We start from the raw sequence: 14,851 nt of genomic DNA on the forward strand, positions 1-14,851 counted from the left end.
GCCACCGTGGCTGTCGCCGATCACTCGGGCAGGTCGTCCCGCTCCAGCGGCGTCGCGGTCCGCCAGTAGTGGTCGAAGGCGTCGCCCGCCCACGACCGGACAGCCCGGTCGTCGGTGTCCACCGAGGCCTGGAGGACGCCGTTCCCGTCGCGCAGCAGCAGGTGGACGACGTCGTCGACGACGGTCACCGCCACTGGCACGCCCTCGTCGCGGATGCGGATCGCGGCGTTCTCGGCGTCCAGTAGCGAGGCCAGCCGCTCCCGGAGCCCGGGGTCGTCCGCCAGCGGGTCGATGGCGCTCCGGGAGAACACGCCCCGGAAGGTCCCCTCGCCGTCGGTGACCAGGTCCTCGACGACTCCGAGGCTCTGGTCGTTGAACGCGTGGGAGAACACCCGGACGTCCGACGCCGACTCGATCAGGTCGACCACGCGCTGGACCGGCGCGTCGGGCCGCGTCACGGTCGGCGTCGTGACGGTCGCGTTCGCCAGCCGCCCCAGGTCGAAGTCCATCGCGTGCGTGGGCAGGAACTCGACGACGTCGCGCAGCTCGCGCTCCGTCTCGAGTATGTCGAGCAGGTCCGTGACGCCCGAGGCCACCAGCCGCCCGGTGGCCGTCGCCACGTACTCGCTGCCGTCCCGGCGGATCCAGGACCGCTCGTCGAGGTCGCCGAGGATCCGGCCGAGCGTCGCCTGCGACGCGCCCGTCGCCGCGGCCAGTTCGTCGCGCGTGTGTCGCCCCTCGGCGAGCAGCTGCAGCACCTCGACCCGGTTGGCCGAGAGCGCGAGGAACTCGATCTCCGCCAGTGCCTCGTCCATACCGCCACTCGCAGCCCTCTCCGGAAACCGCTTTCGCACCGTGAAATCGTTTCACGCCGCGCAACAGCGGTGCAGCGCGAGCGGCTTGCACGCTATGTAAGAATTTCTGAACGAACTCATAACCATAGCGGCCTAAGTACGGGTAAGATGACGCAACTCCGCTCTACGCCGGTGTTCTCTCTTCCGGCGTACGATGGTCAGATTAACGAGGTGAGTCCGTAACGTGGTCGCGAAGCGCGCGCTCGCGCTGGCCCTGATCACAGCCGTCCTGTTCGGCGGGACGTTCGTCGCGGCGAAGGCGGGGCTGGAGTACTTCCCGCCGCTTTTGTTCGTCGCGCTGCGGTTCGACGTCGCGACGGTCGGTCTGGTGGCCTTCGCGGTCGCCACCCACTCCCGGGCGGCCCTCCGGCCGCGGACGTGGGGCGATCTCGCGGGCATCCTCGCGACCGGGATCTTCGCCATCGGGCTGGCCAACGCCCTGCTGTTCGTCGGCCAGCAGTACGCCACCAGCGCCGTCGGTGCGATCGTCTTCGGGCTCAATCCGATCCTGACGCCGGTGCTCGCCGCCGGCCTCCTCGCCGACGAGCGGCTCTCCCGGCGCGGCGTCGTCGGCCTCGCCCTCGGGCTGGTCGGGGTCGCGCTCGTGGTCGACCCGGACCCGGCGACGCTGTTCGCCGGCGGCGTGGGGAAGCTCCTGCTGTTCGGCGGCGCCGCCAGCGGTGCCCTCGGGAGCGTCCTCATCCGCCGGGCCGACAGCACGCTCTCCAGCACCGCCCGGACCGCCTGGGGGCTGCCCTTCGGCGCGGCGCTGACGCACCTCCTGAGCCTGTCGGCCGGCGAGTCGGTCGCCGCCGTGACCTGGAGCCAGGAGGCGCTGCTCGCGCTGGGTTACGTCGGCCTGTTCGCCGGCGCCGTCGCCTACATCACCTACTTCGAGCTGATCGACGTCGCCGGCGCCGTCCGGGCGAACCTGGTGTTCTACGTCACGCCGGCCGTCGCCACGCTCGGGGGCTGGGCGCTGCTGGGCGAGACTGTCTCCGTGCTGACCTTCGCCGGCTTCCTGACCATCTTCGCCGGCTTCGCCGTCCTGGGTAGCGAATCGATCGACGTCCGTCGGCTGCTGGAGCGCGTCGCTCCGACCGCCGCCGACGTCCGGCCAGCGGGTGCGGCGCGCTTCGATCACGGGTCGGACGCGGTCGGGTTCGACGGTTCCGACGACTAATCCCGTATGGTTACTTCCATGAGTGGCCTGGCTGCGATATCGCACACGCGGCGATAGGCGTACGGATTCCCCAACTACGTGGTATTTTATCGAAGCAACCCTACAGCTCGGCACGCTATGGGACGCGACACCTCCGGGCTGGCAATCAGTCTGCTCGGTCTGGCGGTGTTCGTCGTCGGCGTCGGGCTGCTGATCGATCTGACGTACTTCGAAACCGCACCCGCCCTGCAGGCGAGAGAGGGACTGGGGCTGCTGACTCCCAACCTCGTCGTCGGTGGCTACGGACTGATGGAAGCGGGCCGGTACCACGGAACTGCGGGAGGGTCTGAGGAGTCGAGGTACTTCGACACCCGCCTCCCGGTGTTCAGCGGTCGGGACTCGACGGCCGTCGAACTGTCCCCCTCGAACGCCACAGCGCTGTGGTTCCGCGTCCTCTGGATCGGTCTGACCGGACAAGCCGTCTGGGCGGGGCTGGCGCTGACTGGCCTCGTCGAGGGCGTCTCCGGACGGGTGCTGCGCTACGCGACACTACTGGCGACAGTGCTGGCGGCCTACTACGACATGCAGTACGTCGCCGGGCGTGCTCGCTGGTCGGGGCCACAGCGGTGGCTTCTGGGGTTCGCAGTCTTCCCGGTGAACCTCGGTGTCGCCGTCGCCTACGTCCGACTCCGCCGACGGCGACTGACTGGGGCCGGTTCGTCCTGTGGCGATGGCGACGTCGCTGGACCGACCGGAGGAATCGACCGCTCGTGGGCCGCTCCCGGATGGCACTACGTCGTCGCGCTCGCCACCGTCAGCTGGCTCCCGATCCTCCTGGTCGGGGACGTCGCCGTCAGTACTGGCCCGCTGGTCGCAGTGGTCATCGTCGCCGTCTGGTCGGCGCTCCCGGTGGCCATCGCGCTGGACAGCCGACAGTTCGTCGACAGCGACTGGGCGCCGAAGCGGCGCCGCTGGATACTCGGGAGTCTGATTCCGGTGTGCAACCTCGTCGTTGGTCCCGCGTACCTCCTTCGGCGATACGAGACGACACGCTGAGCGATGCGACGGCCCTGGGCGGAGGCGTCCTGTTCCTGTACGTGCGACCGGAGGACGACAGGGAGCCGTATTCCGTGACGTCTCTACCGGTCACTGAATAGCGGTACTCGACGACTGCCAGCAGCGAGCGCCGGCCGCCGCTCGCGGCGATCCGTGGCGACCTGCCCCAACGGCGCTCGCTGTCAGGCCCCGAGCCAGTCGTTCGTCGAGACCTCGTGGCCGCGTTTCCGGACGATCTCCGCCCCCTGCTGCCGGACGTTCCGCGCGGACGGGTACTTCTCCCGCGAGCGCATCTCCTCCTGGATCCACTCGGACAGCTCCCGCGCCGCTTCGTCGTCGTCGTCCGCGATCTCGCGGACCTCCCGCAGCCCCTTCTCGTAGGCGTCCCGCCGCGCCCCGGCCTTCTCCTTCGCCTGCCGCCGGGCCGCGAGGTCGAACACTTCGACGGCGGTCTTGTCGATCTCCCGTACCATCTGCTCGATCTGATCACTCATGAGAATCTCTCCGTCCCACCTTGGGTCGCTCCTCGCAAAGGGTTATTCTGCGACTCCGTCGCTTTAGATGCCGATTCGCCGCGATCGATAGCCAGATCGTCACGTCGATCGCCGGCCGTCACTCCCGCTCTACGACGGTGTTGCGCAGCGTCCCCACGCCCTCGTACGTTATCTCTACCTCTTCGTCCGGCTCGACCAGTCCGGGGTTCGCCGGGCTCCCGAACGCGATCACGTCGCCCGTCCGCAGCGTGAACCGCTCGGAGAGGTAGGCGACGACCTCGTGGGGGCCGAACAGCATCAGCTCCGTGTTCGCCTCCTGGCGGCGCTCGCCGCCGACGTCGGTGTGCATGTCGATCCCCGTCGGATCCAGGTCCGTTTCGATCCACGGCCCCAGCGGCCCGGAGCCGTCGAAGGCCTTCCGCGCCGTCCGCCCCTGCTGGTCCAGCGCGTCGACGTCGTTCATGATCGTGTACCCGCGCACGACGCCGGGGACGTCCTCCTCGGCGACGTCCCGGCACCGCTCGCCGATCACCGCCGCCAGCTCGCCCGCGTACGTCAGCTCGTCCGTGAACTCCGGATAGGGGATCGGCTGCTCGTGAGCCAGCAGCGATGCCGGCGGCTTGACGAAGAAGTCCGGCTCCTCCGGCCGCTCGTACTCCATCTGCTCCAGCGTCTCCGCGTAGTTCCGACCCACGCAGTACAGCGCCGTCGGCTCGCAGGGCGGGAGCAGCCGACCGTCGACGCCCACCTCGTAGGTCCCGTCGTCGGCGTGGATCGTTCCGTCGACGTACTCCCCCGAGACCGGTCCCTCCGGCGTCAGCAGTCGTGCCAGTCGCATGCCTCCACCTCGCAGCGCTCCCCGCAAAGGGCTAACGGGACTCGATCTCTGGACGGTCTCCTACCCCACTCACACCGTTATCGAAATGAAATAGACTAGAAGAGAGAGTCTAGACAGAGTGCCCTCACACACCACCTTCGAAATGAAACGCTGGCGGCGGGAGTCAAATCTAGCTCGCTAATGCGGTAAAACGGGTGAAAGCGAGCGATCGTGGCGTACGGTCGACGAACTTCATTTCGATACCGACGTCTCTCGAAGCGGTACATCCGTCGCGGCCGTTCCCCGGTGGCGGGTCTTCGAATTTCATTTCGAAAAAGGGGTCTGAGGGCTTACGGATCGAATCTCGACTCGGACGACAGATCATTTCGATACCGGTGTCCTCATTTCGAAGCCGGTCGGAGCGAACTGGCGTCCTCTCTCTATAGTAGAAATTGAACGCACTGACACGCTCGAGGGGCACTCGGGGTGCCCCTCGATGTGTAAATAGTTTCAATTTCTACTATAGAGCAGGTCCGAGAACTGCGACCGCGCCGCGGCGAAGTTCATTTCGATACCGGTGTCCTCATTTCGAAGTCGGTCCGAGACGTGTTGATATCTCCCACGGCCACGACCGTGGCCGTTCTCCTCGACAGTCGCACCACGGTGGCGCCACGGGTCATTTCGATATCGGTGTCCTCATTTCGACATTCCCCCATTCATTCCGACAGACCCTGGATCATATCGACAGAGGTTATAGGGACTAGTTTGCAACGGACGATATCAATGGGAAACGGCGCCGAACCAACTCACGCCGGGGACGACGAGGCGTCGTCGCCGTCGGAGTCGTCCGTCGTCGACAGCATCCTCGACGGGGAGGCACAGACGGTTTTCAAGAACAAGGACCTCGTCGATCCGAACACGATCGTCGACCAGGACCGGATCTACGGTCGAGACGAACAGTTAGCCGCCGAAGCCCGCGCGTTCCGCGACACGCTAGAGGGGGAGCGACCGCCCGATCTCCTGCTGTACGGGCCGAGCGGTACCGGGAAAACGCTGACCGTGAAGGCGGTCGCGAACAAGGTCAAGCAACGGGCCGAACAGGAGGACATCGTCTTCGACTTCGTGGCGGTGAATTTCAAGACGATGGAGTCGCACACCCTCGATCGTGCCGTCTGGAAACTGGGCTATCAGACGGCGCAAAAGGCCGGTGTCGTATGGGACATCCCGCGCAAGGGCGTCTCGACGGACGCGAAGTACGTTCGCCTCTACGAGATCGTCGACGAGCACTTCGATTCGCTCGTCTTCATCCTCGACGAGATCGACGCGCTCACCGGGCACAAGAACGAAGACGAGCCGGCGTACTCCCGGCTGCTGTACAGCCTCAGCCGGGTCATGGCCGAACAGCACGTCGACACGCTCATCTCGACGGTCGTCGTCACGAACTACCCCAAGTTCCGCGAGAACCTCGACAGCCGGACCGACAGCTCCTACAACCCCAACGGGATCCACTTCTCGGACTACGACGCGAACGAACTGATCGAAATCCTCGATCGGCGTCGTGACGCCTTCAAGGAAGACGCGCTCGAAGACGGCGTCATCGAACTCGTCGCCGCCTACGGCGCGCAGAACGAGGGCGACGCCCGGCGTGCGATCGACCTGCTGCGCGACGCCGGGGAGATCGCGAACCGGGACGGCGATTCGAAGGTGCGGGAAGACCACGTCCAGTCCGCCAACGACTCGGTCGTCAAAAACCGCGTTCTGGAGATCGTCGGCGGGATGTCCCTCCAGAAGAAGCTCTCCCTGTACGCGGCCGCGCTGGTTGCCGACGTGAACGACGGAGCCGCACCGAGCCCCGTCGTCTACCGGGCGTACAGGACCATCTGTAAGATGTCCGACCGGGAGATCTACACGCAGGAGACCGTCAACAGCCACATCAACAAAGCGGGCACCTACGGCGTCCTCGAGAGCGAGCGGACGAGCAGCGGATACAAGTCGGGCGTCCACCTGCTCTTCGAGTTCAACGAGCCCGTGGATGCCGTCCTCGAGACCATCGAAGACGACAGCGCGTTCGACGACATCGAGGCCGAGGCGGTCCGCTCGATGGCTGCGAAGGCGCTATAGCAGGCGGCGACGCGCGTCGCTCGCAAGTGAGCGGCGCGAAAACGTGTCGGGCGGCGAGGGATTTGAACCACGCCCAGACGTGCTCGCTACGCTGCGCGCGACTGGTCTACCTCAAATCCTCGGGCCGCTTTCGCTCGTCACGTCCGTTCCTCGCAGAAAGCGGGCGGCGAGGGATTTGAACCCCCGACCATCTGGTCCGGAACCAGGCGTTCTGTCCGCTGAACTAGCCGCCCTCACGTGATGATACCGGACACCCACTCTTAACGATTGTGAACCGGACCGCGGGTTGGTCCGCGTTGACAGTGTCGCGGACGCGGAGACGAAGTGCGGAGAAAGCGAACCGGCTAGGGCTGCTCGCCGGTTTCGAGGGTGAAGTCGTCGGTCGGGTAGGCGACGCAGGTCAGGCAGTAGCCGTCTTCCATGTCGTCCTCGAACAGCGACTCGTTCTGGCTGTGGCGGATGTAGTCAGTGGCGGGCCCGTCCTGAATCTGGCCGGCGCAGGAGACGCACTGGCCCTGGCGGCAGGCGTAGGGCAGGTCCCAGCCTTCGTCCTCGCCCGCGTCGAGGATGTTCTCGTTGCTGGCGATCTCGATGGTCTCGCCCTCCTTGGCGAACTCGACCTCGTAGTACTCGACCTCGTCGTCCGGGATGGCGTCGGGGTCGAAGCCTTCGTCGGCTTCCTCTTCGCCCTCTTCGCCCTCGGCGAGCTCGCCCTCGGCCTCGCCGGCCGGGATGGCGGCCGCGCCGCCACCGCCGATGGAGCGGTTGTACGGCTCCGGGAACTCGGTGTCCGGCACCGTGGCGGCCCGCTGCTCTAAGACCTCCTGAGAGATGTCCTCGTTGGCCTCCCATCCCGTCCCCGACGAGTAGTGGATGGCCACGAGGACGAGCGTGAGGGCGGCCCCCGCCGCGACACTCGCTGGTTCGACCATGTGTGCGGCTATGGAGGACTGCTATAACTAAGCTTTGTTCCTCTCCGGCCGCTGGAGGGCCGCCCTTCCGCGGTTCCGAACTCGTTCGGCGGCGCAGTCGGTGACCGCCGCCCGCTCGTGTCACGATGACTGAACGATTGAAGGGCGTCGGGCGTCAACTGGGCCCATGGCGACTATCGAGTGCTGCGTCAACAGCGTCGACGCCGCCAGCCGCTCCCGGCTGGCAGAGTACGGTTCGGTCCGGGGCGACCGCTGCCTGGAACACTGCGAGACCTGCCGGCACGGTCCCTGCGTCGTCGTCGACGGGGACCTGCTGACGGGCATCGAGGCCCTCGAAATGGCCGTCGCGGCCGCGACGGGCGGTGATCCGGCGTGAGCGACAACGTCCTGCTGATCAGCCTGGACAGCCTCCGCAAGGACGTCCTGGGGGCCTACGAGGACTCCGGTACGTTCGACTACGAGGTGTCGACGCCGACGCTCGACGCCTTCGCCGAGCGGGCGACCGTCTTCGACTCCCATTACGCCGGGAGCCTCCCCTGCATGCCGGCCCGGCGCGAGTGGCTGGCGGGCGTCAGGGAGTTCCTCTGGCGGCCGTGGGGGCCGATCGAGTCCTACGACACGACGCTCGCGGAGGCGGCCCGCGACGCCGGCGTCCTCACCCAGCTGATCACCGACCACTTCCACTACTTCCAGCACGGCAGCTGGGGCTACTACGAGGACTTCAACGGCTTCGACTTCCTCCGCGGCCACGAGTACGACGCCTACGAGACGAAGCCGCGCGACGTCGACCGGGAGTTCCACGGGCGCATCGCCGACGAGGAGACCGATCCGGCCGACGGCATGGGCTTTCTCAACCGCACGCAGTACGTGCGCAACGCCGGCGACTTCGAGGGGGAGACCGACTTCTTCGCGCCCCGGCTGTTCGAACGGACCGCGGACTGGCTCGACGGCCTCGACTGGGACCGGTGGTTCTGCTACCTCGACAGCTTCGATGTCCACGAGCCGTTCCACAACTCAGCGGAGTACGCCTCGATGTACACCGACGAGGACCCCGAGGACCCGGACCTGCCGATCTGGCCCTACTACGGCCGCGTCGACGAGGGCCAGAGCGCCCTCTCCGAGCGCGAACTCGACTTCGTGCAGGCCCAGTACGCCGGCAAGGTGACGATGGTCGACGAGTGGCTCGGCCGCATCTTCGACGTCCTCGACGAGGAGGGCCTGTGGGAGGAGACGACGGTGATCGTCACCTCCGACCACGGGTTCCTGCTGGGCGAGTACGGCTGGATGGCCAAGAACGACGGCCCCGTCTTCGACGTGCTGGCCAACACGCCGCTGTTCGTCTGGGACCCGGACGGCGAGCGCAACGGCGAGCGCGTGGACGCGCTGACGACCGCTGTCGACCTCTACCCGACGATCCTGGAGACGCTGGGGGCCGACGTGCCCGCGCCTAACCACGGAGTGAGCCTGCGCCCGCTGCTCGAGGCGGAGACCGACGACCACCGCGACTACGTCTGCTACGGCTACTGGGGCGCGAGCCTGAACGTCACCGACGGCGAGTACACGTACCACCTCCCCGGCGAGGCGGGCGCGCCGGTCGACTGCTACTCGACCCACCAGATGAACGTCACGGGCACGTTCCACCCGATGGTCGAGAAGCCCGACGCCGAGGCCGACGAACTGCCCTACGCGGCGACGCCCGTCTGGCGGCTGCCCGCGGAGTCGTATCTCCAGCACGAGGAGCCACTGCTGTACGAGCGCTCCGGCCCGTTCGGCGCGAAGGAGGACCGCGCCGGAGAGGGGCTGGACGCGGAGGAGCGGCTCAGAGTGACCGCCGCGGAGCTACTGGCGGCATACGACGCGCCGGAGAAGCAGTTCGACCGCCTCGGACTGGAGCGGCCGGGGTGAAGACTGCGGACGGGGGACGCCGTTCAGGGCGAGTAATCGGGCGACTGGGTCTCGATGGTGTCGGCGACCTCGTCGAGCTGTTCGCCGATCGACGCGACGAGGTCGTCCAGCGTCGCCATCCCGGTCAGCTGACCGCTGTCGTCGACGATGGGAATCCGGCGGGCGTTCGTCTCGCCGATCGTCCGGGCCAGTTCCATCGCCTCGGCGTCCTCCTGTATCGTCTCTGGGTCCTCCGTCATCACGGACTCGACCGACTCCGCTGCGACGTCGTCGCTCTGCGGGACCGCCAGGGCGACGTCCCGATCGGTGAGGATGCCGGCGGGCTCGCCGTCCTCGACGACGACGACCGAGCCGACGCCCTCCGACTCCAGTTTCTCGACGGCGTCGCTGACCGTCGCGTTCGCGTCGACCGTTACGACCTCCTCGGGACCGAGATCACCGACAGGCATAGTACGTCCTCTCCGTCGCCTGCCGACGGCGTCAGTCTGCCCCTTTCACATACAGGGCTGTTATCTGAGTGCGAAGACGGTCGGAATTCGCCGTCGTCAGTGTCCCACGACGGACTCCACGACTTCGTCGCGGGTCGCCGTGTTCCCGTGCCTGTCGCGCTGGTGCTGCTGTGCCGCCTCGACGACGTCGTCCTGCTCGTTGTTCTGGGTCGCGAAGTCGCAGTCGGTGACCGGGCACTGGTACTCGTAGGGCATGCCGTTCGACCGTACGGCCCTCACGCGTTTAATGGCCCGGCCGGTGTGGCGGGCGGTGTTCAGATAAGCTTGAAAGGTGAGGCGGATGGGGTTTTTAGTGCTCTATGCCAAAAACCGACCGCCTCAACGGTTGTTTGGACCAGATCGAGTTAGAGTTTGTGGAGCGAGAAGCGACACCGCGATTGCTGATGAAGCTCAGTATTCAGCTGCATCTGGCTGGACTCTCGCTTTCGAATACTGTCTCGTTTCTTGAGGTATTCGGTGTCCAACGCGCTCGGTCAACCGTTCACAACTGGGTTCACAAAGCCGATCTACAGCCCCAGGATGGGCGAGAACCGGATCACGTCGCGGTCGACGAAACCGTGATCCAACTCGATGACGAGCACTACTGGCTGTACGCTGCCGTCGATCCAGACACGAACGAATTACTCCATACACAGCTTGAACCGACCAGAACAAACGTTCTCGCTCGTGCGTTCTTCACCGAGCTCCGCGAGAAACACGATGTCGACGACGCCGTCTTTCTCGTCGATGGTGCGACACCGCTGAAAGACGCCTGCCAGCGACACGGCCTCGATTTCAGATATGAACGCCATGGAAATCGAAACAGTGTCGAACGTGTCTTTCGAGAAATAAAACGACGGACATCTTCGTTCTCAAACTGCTTCAGCAACGCCGAAGCGGACACAGCCGACGACTGGCTCAAATCGTTCAGCTTCGCATGGAATCAGCTAATCTGAACACTACCGTGTGGCGGGGTCGCGGGGGGACCTCCCTGCTCTCACTCTTCGCGTCGGGGGACCTCGTGACGCCCGAAGCCGTACCGCAGCCGGCTGGCCAGCCGCCGGGAGAACCGCCCGGGGTCGTCGCCGTCCGTCGACCGCGAGGCAAAGCGCTCGGCCAGCGCCTGGTAGATCAGCGGCACCGGGACCTCCTGTTCCAGCGCCTCCTGGACGGTCCAGGTGCCGGTCGAGCCGCCCTCGACGCGGTCGGCGACGGTGCCGAGGTCCGACCCCTCCTCGGCGAAGGCCTCCTCGCACAGCTCCAGCAGCCACGAGCGGATGACGGCGCCGTTGTTCCACGTGCGCGCGACGGACTCGAGGTCGAGGTCGAAGCGGCCGTTCGCGAGCAGCTCGAACCCCTCGCCGTAGGTCTGCATCAGCGCGTACTCGACGCCGTTGTGGACCATCTTCACGTAGTGGCCCGAGCCAGCGGGCCCCATCCGATCGTGGCCGTCCGGCCCCGTCGCCACGGCGTCGAAGACGGGCGTCATGGCCTCGTAGGCCCACTCCGGGCCGCCGATCATCAGCGAGAAGCCCAGTTCCGCACCGGCGGGGCCGCCGGAGGTGCCGCAGTCGAGGTAGGCCGCGTCGGTCTGCTCGGCGCGGCGCATCGAGTCCCGGAAGTTGGAGTTGCCGCCGTCGACGACCACGTCGTCCCCGTCGACGAGCCCGTCGAGTTCGTCCAGTGCGGCGTCGACGGGGTCGCCCGCCGGCACCATCAGCCAGATGCGCTTCTCCTCGCCCAGCTGGTCGGCGACGTCCGGGATGGAGTCGGCCGGGGCGGCGCCCGCGTCGGCGGCGTCCGCCACGGCCGCTTCGTCGATGTCGAACGCGACCACGTCGTGGCCCGCGTCGAGGCACCTGTCGACGACGATGCGTCCCATCCGGCCGAGGCCGATGACGCCGAGTTCCATATCTCGGGGTCGACGAGGGGGCAGGTAGGGGTTGTGGTTTGCCCGGGCCCGCTCGAACCGCCGTCCGGCGGCGGCCGCAGTTCCCAGCAAGCCACCAGATACCTAAGGCTCGACGCCGCAACGTCGACCATGGGTGTGATTTCGGGGTTGATCACGTCAGTCGTGCTGTTCGCAATCAGCCTGGTGATCGGCGCGGCGGCCATCTACGCCGGCGGGTACCTGGTCGCCGGCGAGGACGACGGCCGGACGGCGGTCTGGACGGCGCTGTTCTGCGCGCTCGGGTGGGGACTGCTCTCCCTGCTGTTCGGATGGATCCCCGTCCTGGGCGGCCTGCTCGTCACGGTGCTGGGATTCGGCGTCTACGTCGGCGTGATCAACACGCAGTATCCCGGCGACTGGGTCGAGGCGGCCGCGATCGGGTTCGTCGCCTGGATCGCTGCCCGGGTCGTCATGGTCGTCGTCGGGCCGCTGCTCGGCGTCGGCGCGCTCGGCGTGCCCTGGGTCTGACCCGGTCCGGACCAGCGCGGCGCTGTGGCCTCGAGAGCGTCGAACGCCAACGGTAACCGTACGGAGTGAGATCAGGGAGCATGCGCTCCTATCAGATCGGGCGGATCTGGGGCATCCCGATCCGCATCCACGTGTCGCTGCTCGTCGTGTTGCCGATCTTCGCCTGGCTGCTGGGTAGCGGCCAGCAGATCACGCTGTACGCCGGCCTCATCGAGGGGTTCACCGGAGCGCCGCTGGACGTCGACGCGCTCCAGCGCGGTCAGACGCCCTGGCTGATCGGCTCGCTGGCGGCGCTCGGCCTGTTCTTCAGCGTCGCCGTCCACGAGCTGGGCCACGCCTGGGCGGCGATGCGCTACGACCTCGAGGTAGAGTCGATCACGCTGTGGATCCTGGGCGGGCTCGCGAACCTGGGATCGATCCCTCGCGAGTGGGACCGGGAGTTCTGGATCGCCGTCGCCGGCCCGACCACGAGCGTGCTGACGGGCGCCGTCTTCTACGCCGCGCTGTTCGTGATCCCCTCGTCGCTCCACGTCGCGACGTTCGTCGTCGGCTGGCTCGCCGTGACGAACCTCGTGCTCGCCGGGTTCAACATGCTGCCCGCGTTCCCGATGGACGGCGGGCGCGTCCTGCGGGCGCTGCTGGCCCGCTCTCGGCCCTACGGTTCCGCCACGCGCATCGCCGCCCGCGTGGGGTCCGTATTCGCGATCCTCTTCGCCGTCGTCGGCGTCCTCGCCTTCAGCCCCATGCTCCTGCTGCTGGCGCTGTTCATCTACGGCGCCGCGAGCGGCGAGTCCCGCGCGGTCGCGCTGGCGGACCTGCTGGAGGGGCTGACCGTCGGCGACCTCGCCAGCGCGCCGGACGCGACCATCGACGCCGACGCCACCGTCGAGGACCTCGTCGGCCGGATGTTCGCCGATCGGCGGACCGAGTACGCCGTCACCCGCGACGGCGACGTCGTCGGCGTCGTCACCGTCGAGGACTTCCGGTCGCTCTCCGAGGACGAGCGCGACCGGACGCCCGTCTCCGACCTCATGGCGACCGACCTGCCCCGCTTCGACGCCGCCACGCCCGCGTTCGACGCGCTGATGACGCTCGACGCCGGCAGGGCCAGCGAGGCGTTCGTCATCGGCAGCGGCCGGACGCGAGTCGTCTCCCGGGCCGACTACGCCGCCGCCATGGAGACCCGGCGGCTGCTGGGCGACGGCGATCCGTTCTGAGCGGCGACCGGTTCTGAACGGCGATCCGTTCGAGAAGGGACTCGACTCTCTACGCCCGCCAGCGGTCGATCCCGCCGCCGACGATCAGCACCACGCCCAGCAGCGAGAGCCCGAGGTGCGTCTCGCCGAACCAGTACGGCGTCCCCGGAGCGACGGCCCGGAGGACGGTCATGCCCGTCGAGAGGACCGGGACGCCCTCGTCGGGGCCGGTGACGCTGCCGTCGCCATCGTACGGCTGGGCGCCGGCGCGCTCGCCTTCGGGGAGCCGCTCGGCCTCGTAGGGGATGCGGGGCGTCTCGCGGCTCCAGACGACGGTCCCGTTGGGCGTGATCTCGAAGAGCCGCTGGTTGAGCGTGTCGGTCACGAGCGTGTTGCCGTTGTCCAGCCGGTCGGCGTCGCGGGGCCAGTTCAGGTCGAGCCCCTCGGCGCGGGTCAGCGTCCAGGCCGGCTCCCACTCGCCGGTGGTCTCGTTGCGGTGGAGTTCCACCACGCGGTCGTTGTCGCTGTCGGCGACGAGGACCGCGCCCTCGCCGAGCCACTGCGGGTTGTGCTGGTGGTCGAGGACCTCGGGGTCGCCGCAGCGCACGTCGCCGTCCTCGTCGGGGACGAGCTGCTCGCCGCGGACCTGACAGCGCTCGTCCGTGGAATCGTCGTCGTCCTCGTTGATGACCTCGACGGCGCCCTCGCCGCGCTCGACGATCACGAGCTGGTTCGCGTTGCGGACGCTCACCAGGTAGTGGGTCTCGTTGATCGTGTCGACGTCGTTGATGTGCAGCCAGTCGCGGCGGGTCGGATCCTCGGGGGCGGTGTACAGTTCGCTGGCGTTCCACTGCCAGGTGACCTCGCCGTCCTGGACGGTGACCAGGCGCTCGCTGTCCATGTCCGTCAGCAGGTACTCGCCCGACTCGAGGCGCTCGACGTCGTGGATCTCGCTGTTGGACTGGCTCCGAACCGGGAAGGCGAACTCCTCGACCACCTCGGGGCCGCCTGCTCCGGGGTCGATGATCCGGAAGCCGGTCTTGGTACAGGGCGCCTCGTAGGGGCCGCACGCTTCCTCGTAGCCCGAGTGCATGAAGCCGGCCAGCACCTGGCCGTCCTCGCGCATCGTGACGTCGAAGTAGCTGTCGGCGCTCCCCTCGCGCCACTCGATCTCGTCGCCGGTCAGCAGGTAGACGCTCCCGTGGTCGTGCCAGCCGGGACCGCCGCCCTGCGAGCCCACCAGCGTCTGCCGCTGTTCGCCGTCGGTCACCCCGATGTCGGGCGCCGTCGCCGCTCCGGCGACGAACGTCCCGACGAGCAGGAGGGCGCCGATTCCGGCCACTGCGAGGCCGCGCGTCGCTCGTTCCATCGGGTTAGCGGTGGCCGCAAGCGCGCAAAAGCCTTCCC

The 14,851-nt window shown here is 67.5% G+C and carries 16 protein-coding genes and 1 tRNA gene; 8 read left to right on the plus strand and 9 right to left on the minus strand.

From position 1 onward, the window contains the following. Window positions 1-20 precede the first annotated feature (20 nt). Window positions 21-815 (minus strand): helix-turn-helix transcriptional regulator, encoded by a 795-nt coding sequence (locus LCY71_RS10320; RefSeq protein WP_225333067.1) that lies wholly within the window; start codon window positions 813-815, stop codon window positions 21-23. A 223-nt stretch (window positions 816-1,038) separates the two neighbouring features. Here LCY71_RS10320 and LCY71_RS10325 point away from each other — a divergent pair, with 223 nt between their 5' ends. Together LCY71_RS10325 and LCY71_RS10330 are read left to right on the plus strand one after the other, a co-directional pair. After that, a complete protein-coding gene (locus LCY71_RS10325) occupies window positions 1,039-2,037 on the plus strand; it encodes a DMT family transporter (RefSeq protein ID WP_225333068.1) in 999 nt (332 codons plus the stop codon). A 117-nt stretch (window positions 2,038-2,154) separates the two neighbouring features. Beyond that, window positions 2,155-3,072, plus strand: coding sequence for a hypothetical protein (locus LCY71_RS10330; protein WP_225333069.1), 918 nt, complete (start codon window positions 2,155-2,157; stop codon window positions 3,070-3,072). A 182-nt stretch (window positions 3,073-3,254) separates the two neighbouring features. Here the strand turns inward: LCY71_RS10330 and LCY71_RS10335 are convergent, their stop codons facing one another. Together LCY71_RS10335 and LCY71_RS10340 are read right to left on the minus strand one after the other, a co-directional pair. Further along, window positions 3,255-3,566, minus strand: a complete 312-nt coding sequence (locus tag LCY71_RS10335) for a hypothetical protein (RefSeq protein WP_225333070.1) — start codon at window positions 3,564-3,566, stop codon at window positions 3,255-3,257. Between the two features lie 118 nt (window positions 3,567-3,684). Further along, window positions 3,685-4,404, minus strand: a complete 720-nt coding sequence (locus LCY71_RS10340; RefSeq protein ID WP_225333071.1) for a fumarylacetoacetate hydrolase family protein — start codon at window positions 4,402-4,404, stop codon at window positions 3,685-3,687. 762 nt (window positions 4,405-5,166) lie between these two features. Here LCY71_RS10340 and LCY71_RS10345 point away from each other — a divergent pair. Further along, window positions 5,167-6,504, plus strand: a complete 1,338-nt coding sequence (locus LCY71_RS10345; RefSeq protein ID WP_225333072.1) for a Cdc6/Cdc18 family protein — start codon at window positions 5,167-5,169, stop codon at window positions 6,502-6,504. A gap of 160 nt (window positions 6,505-6,664) precedes the next feature. Here LCY71_RS10345 and LCY71_RS10350 read toward each other — a convergent pair. Continuing rightward, window positions 6,665-6,737, minus strand: a tRNA-Arg gene (locus LCY71_RS10350). Between the two features lie 111 nt (window positions 6,738-6,848). Next, window positions 6,849-7,436 (minus strand): 2Fe-2S iron-sulfur cluster-binding protein, encoded by a 588-nt coding sequence (locus tag LCY71_RS10355; protein ID WP_225333073.1) that lies wholly within the window; start codon window positions 7,434-7,436, stop codon window positions 6,849-6,851. Between the two features lie 166 nt (window positions 7,437-7,602). On the opposite strand from LCY71_RS10355, the gene LCY71_RS10360 reads away from it, so the two are divergent. Together LCY71_RS10360 and LCY71_RS10365 are read left to right on the plus strand one after the other, a co-directional pair. After that, the gene (locus LCY71_RS10360) at window positions 7,603-7,812 is read left to right on the plus strand and encodes a hypothetical protein (RefSeq protein ID WP_225333074.1); all 210 of its coding nucleotides are present in this window, start codon (window positions 7,603-7,605) and stop codon (window positions 7,810-7,812) included. Further along, window positions 7,809-9,341 (plus strand): sulfatase, encoded by a 1,533-nt coding sequence (locus LCY71_RS10365; protein ID WP_225333075.1) that lies wholly within the window; start codon window positions 7,809-7,811, stop codon window positions 9,339-9,341. The genes LCY71_RS10360 and LCY71_RS10365 overlap by 4 nt, the downstream gene beginning before the upstream one ends. Before the next feature lie 23 nt (window positions 9,342-9,364). Here LCY71_RS10365 and LCY71_RS10370 read toward each other — a convergent pair whose 3' ends face one another. Further along, window positions 9,365-9,790: a CBS domain-containing protein gene (locus LCY71_RS10370; RefSeq protein WP_225333076.1), complete on the minus strand. Its 426-nt coding sequence runs from the start codon at window positions 9,788-9,790 to the stop codon at window positions 9,365-9,367. Window positions 9,791-9,886: 96 nt separating this feature from the next. Beyond that, on the minus strand, window positions 9,887-10,045 hold the full coding sequence (locus LCY71_RS10375) for a DUF1059 domain-containing protein (RefSeq protein WP_225333077.1): 159 nt from the start codon (window positions 10,043-10,045) through the stop codon (window positions 9,887-9,889). A 104-nt stretch (window positions 10,046-10,149) separates the two neighbouring features. Here LCY71_RS10375 and LCY71_RS10380 point away from each other — a divergent pair, with 104 nt between their 5' ends. Continuing rightward, on the plus strand, window positions 10,150-10,785 hold the full coding sequence (locus LCY71_RS10380; protein ID WP_225333078.1) for an IS6 family transposase: 636 nt from the start codon (window positions 10,150-10,152) through the stop codon (window positions 10,783-10,785). Between the two features lie 41 nt (window positions 10,786-10,826). On the opposite strand, the gene gnd is transcribed toward LCY71_RS10380, so the two are convergent. Further along, a complete protein-coding gene (gene gnd / locus LCY71_RS10385; RefSeq protein ID WP_225333079.1) occupies window positions 10,827-11,741 on the minus strand; it encodes a phosphogluconate dehydrogenase (NAD(+)-dependent, decarboxylating) in 915 nt (304 codons plus the stop codon). Window positions 11,742-11,870: 129 nt separating this feature from the next. On the opposite strand from gnd, the gene LCY71_RS10390 reads away from it, so the two are divergent. Together LCY71_RS10390 and LCY71_RS10395 are read left to right on the plus strand one after the other, a co-directional pair. Beyond that, a complete protein-coding gene (locus tag LCY71_RS10390) occupies window positions 11,871-12,248 on the plus strand; it encodes a hypothetical protein (protein ID WP_225333080.1) in 378 nt (125 codons plus the stop codon). Between the two features lie 80 nt (window positions 12,249-12,328). Then, the gene (locus tag LCY71_RS10395; RefSeq protein ID WP_225333081.1) at window positions 12,329-13,465 is read left to right on the plus strand and encodes a site-2 protease family protein; all 1,137 of its coding nucleotides are present in this window, start codon (window positions 12,329-12,331) and stop codon (window positions 13,463-13,465) included. Between the two features lie 49 nt (window positions 13,466-13,514). Here LCY71_RS10395 and LCY71_RS10400 read toward each other — a convergent pair whose 3' ends face one another. Then, window positions 13,515-14,813, minus strand: a complete 1,299-nt coding sequence (locus LCY71_RS10400) for an aryl-sulfate sulfotransferase (RefSeq protein ID WP_225333082.1) — start codon at window positions 14,811-14,813, stop codon at window positions 13,515-13,517. Between the last annotated feature and the right edge of the window lie 38 nt (window positions 14,814-14,851).

The organism is Halomicrobium urmianum (genome assembly GCF_020217425.1).
Taxonomy (GTDB): Archaea; Halobacteriota; Halobacteria; order Halobacteriales; family Haloarculaceae; genus Halomicrobium; species Halomicrobium urmianum.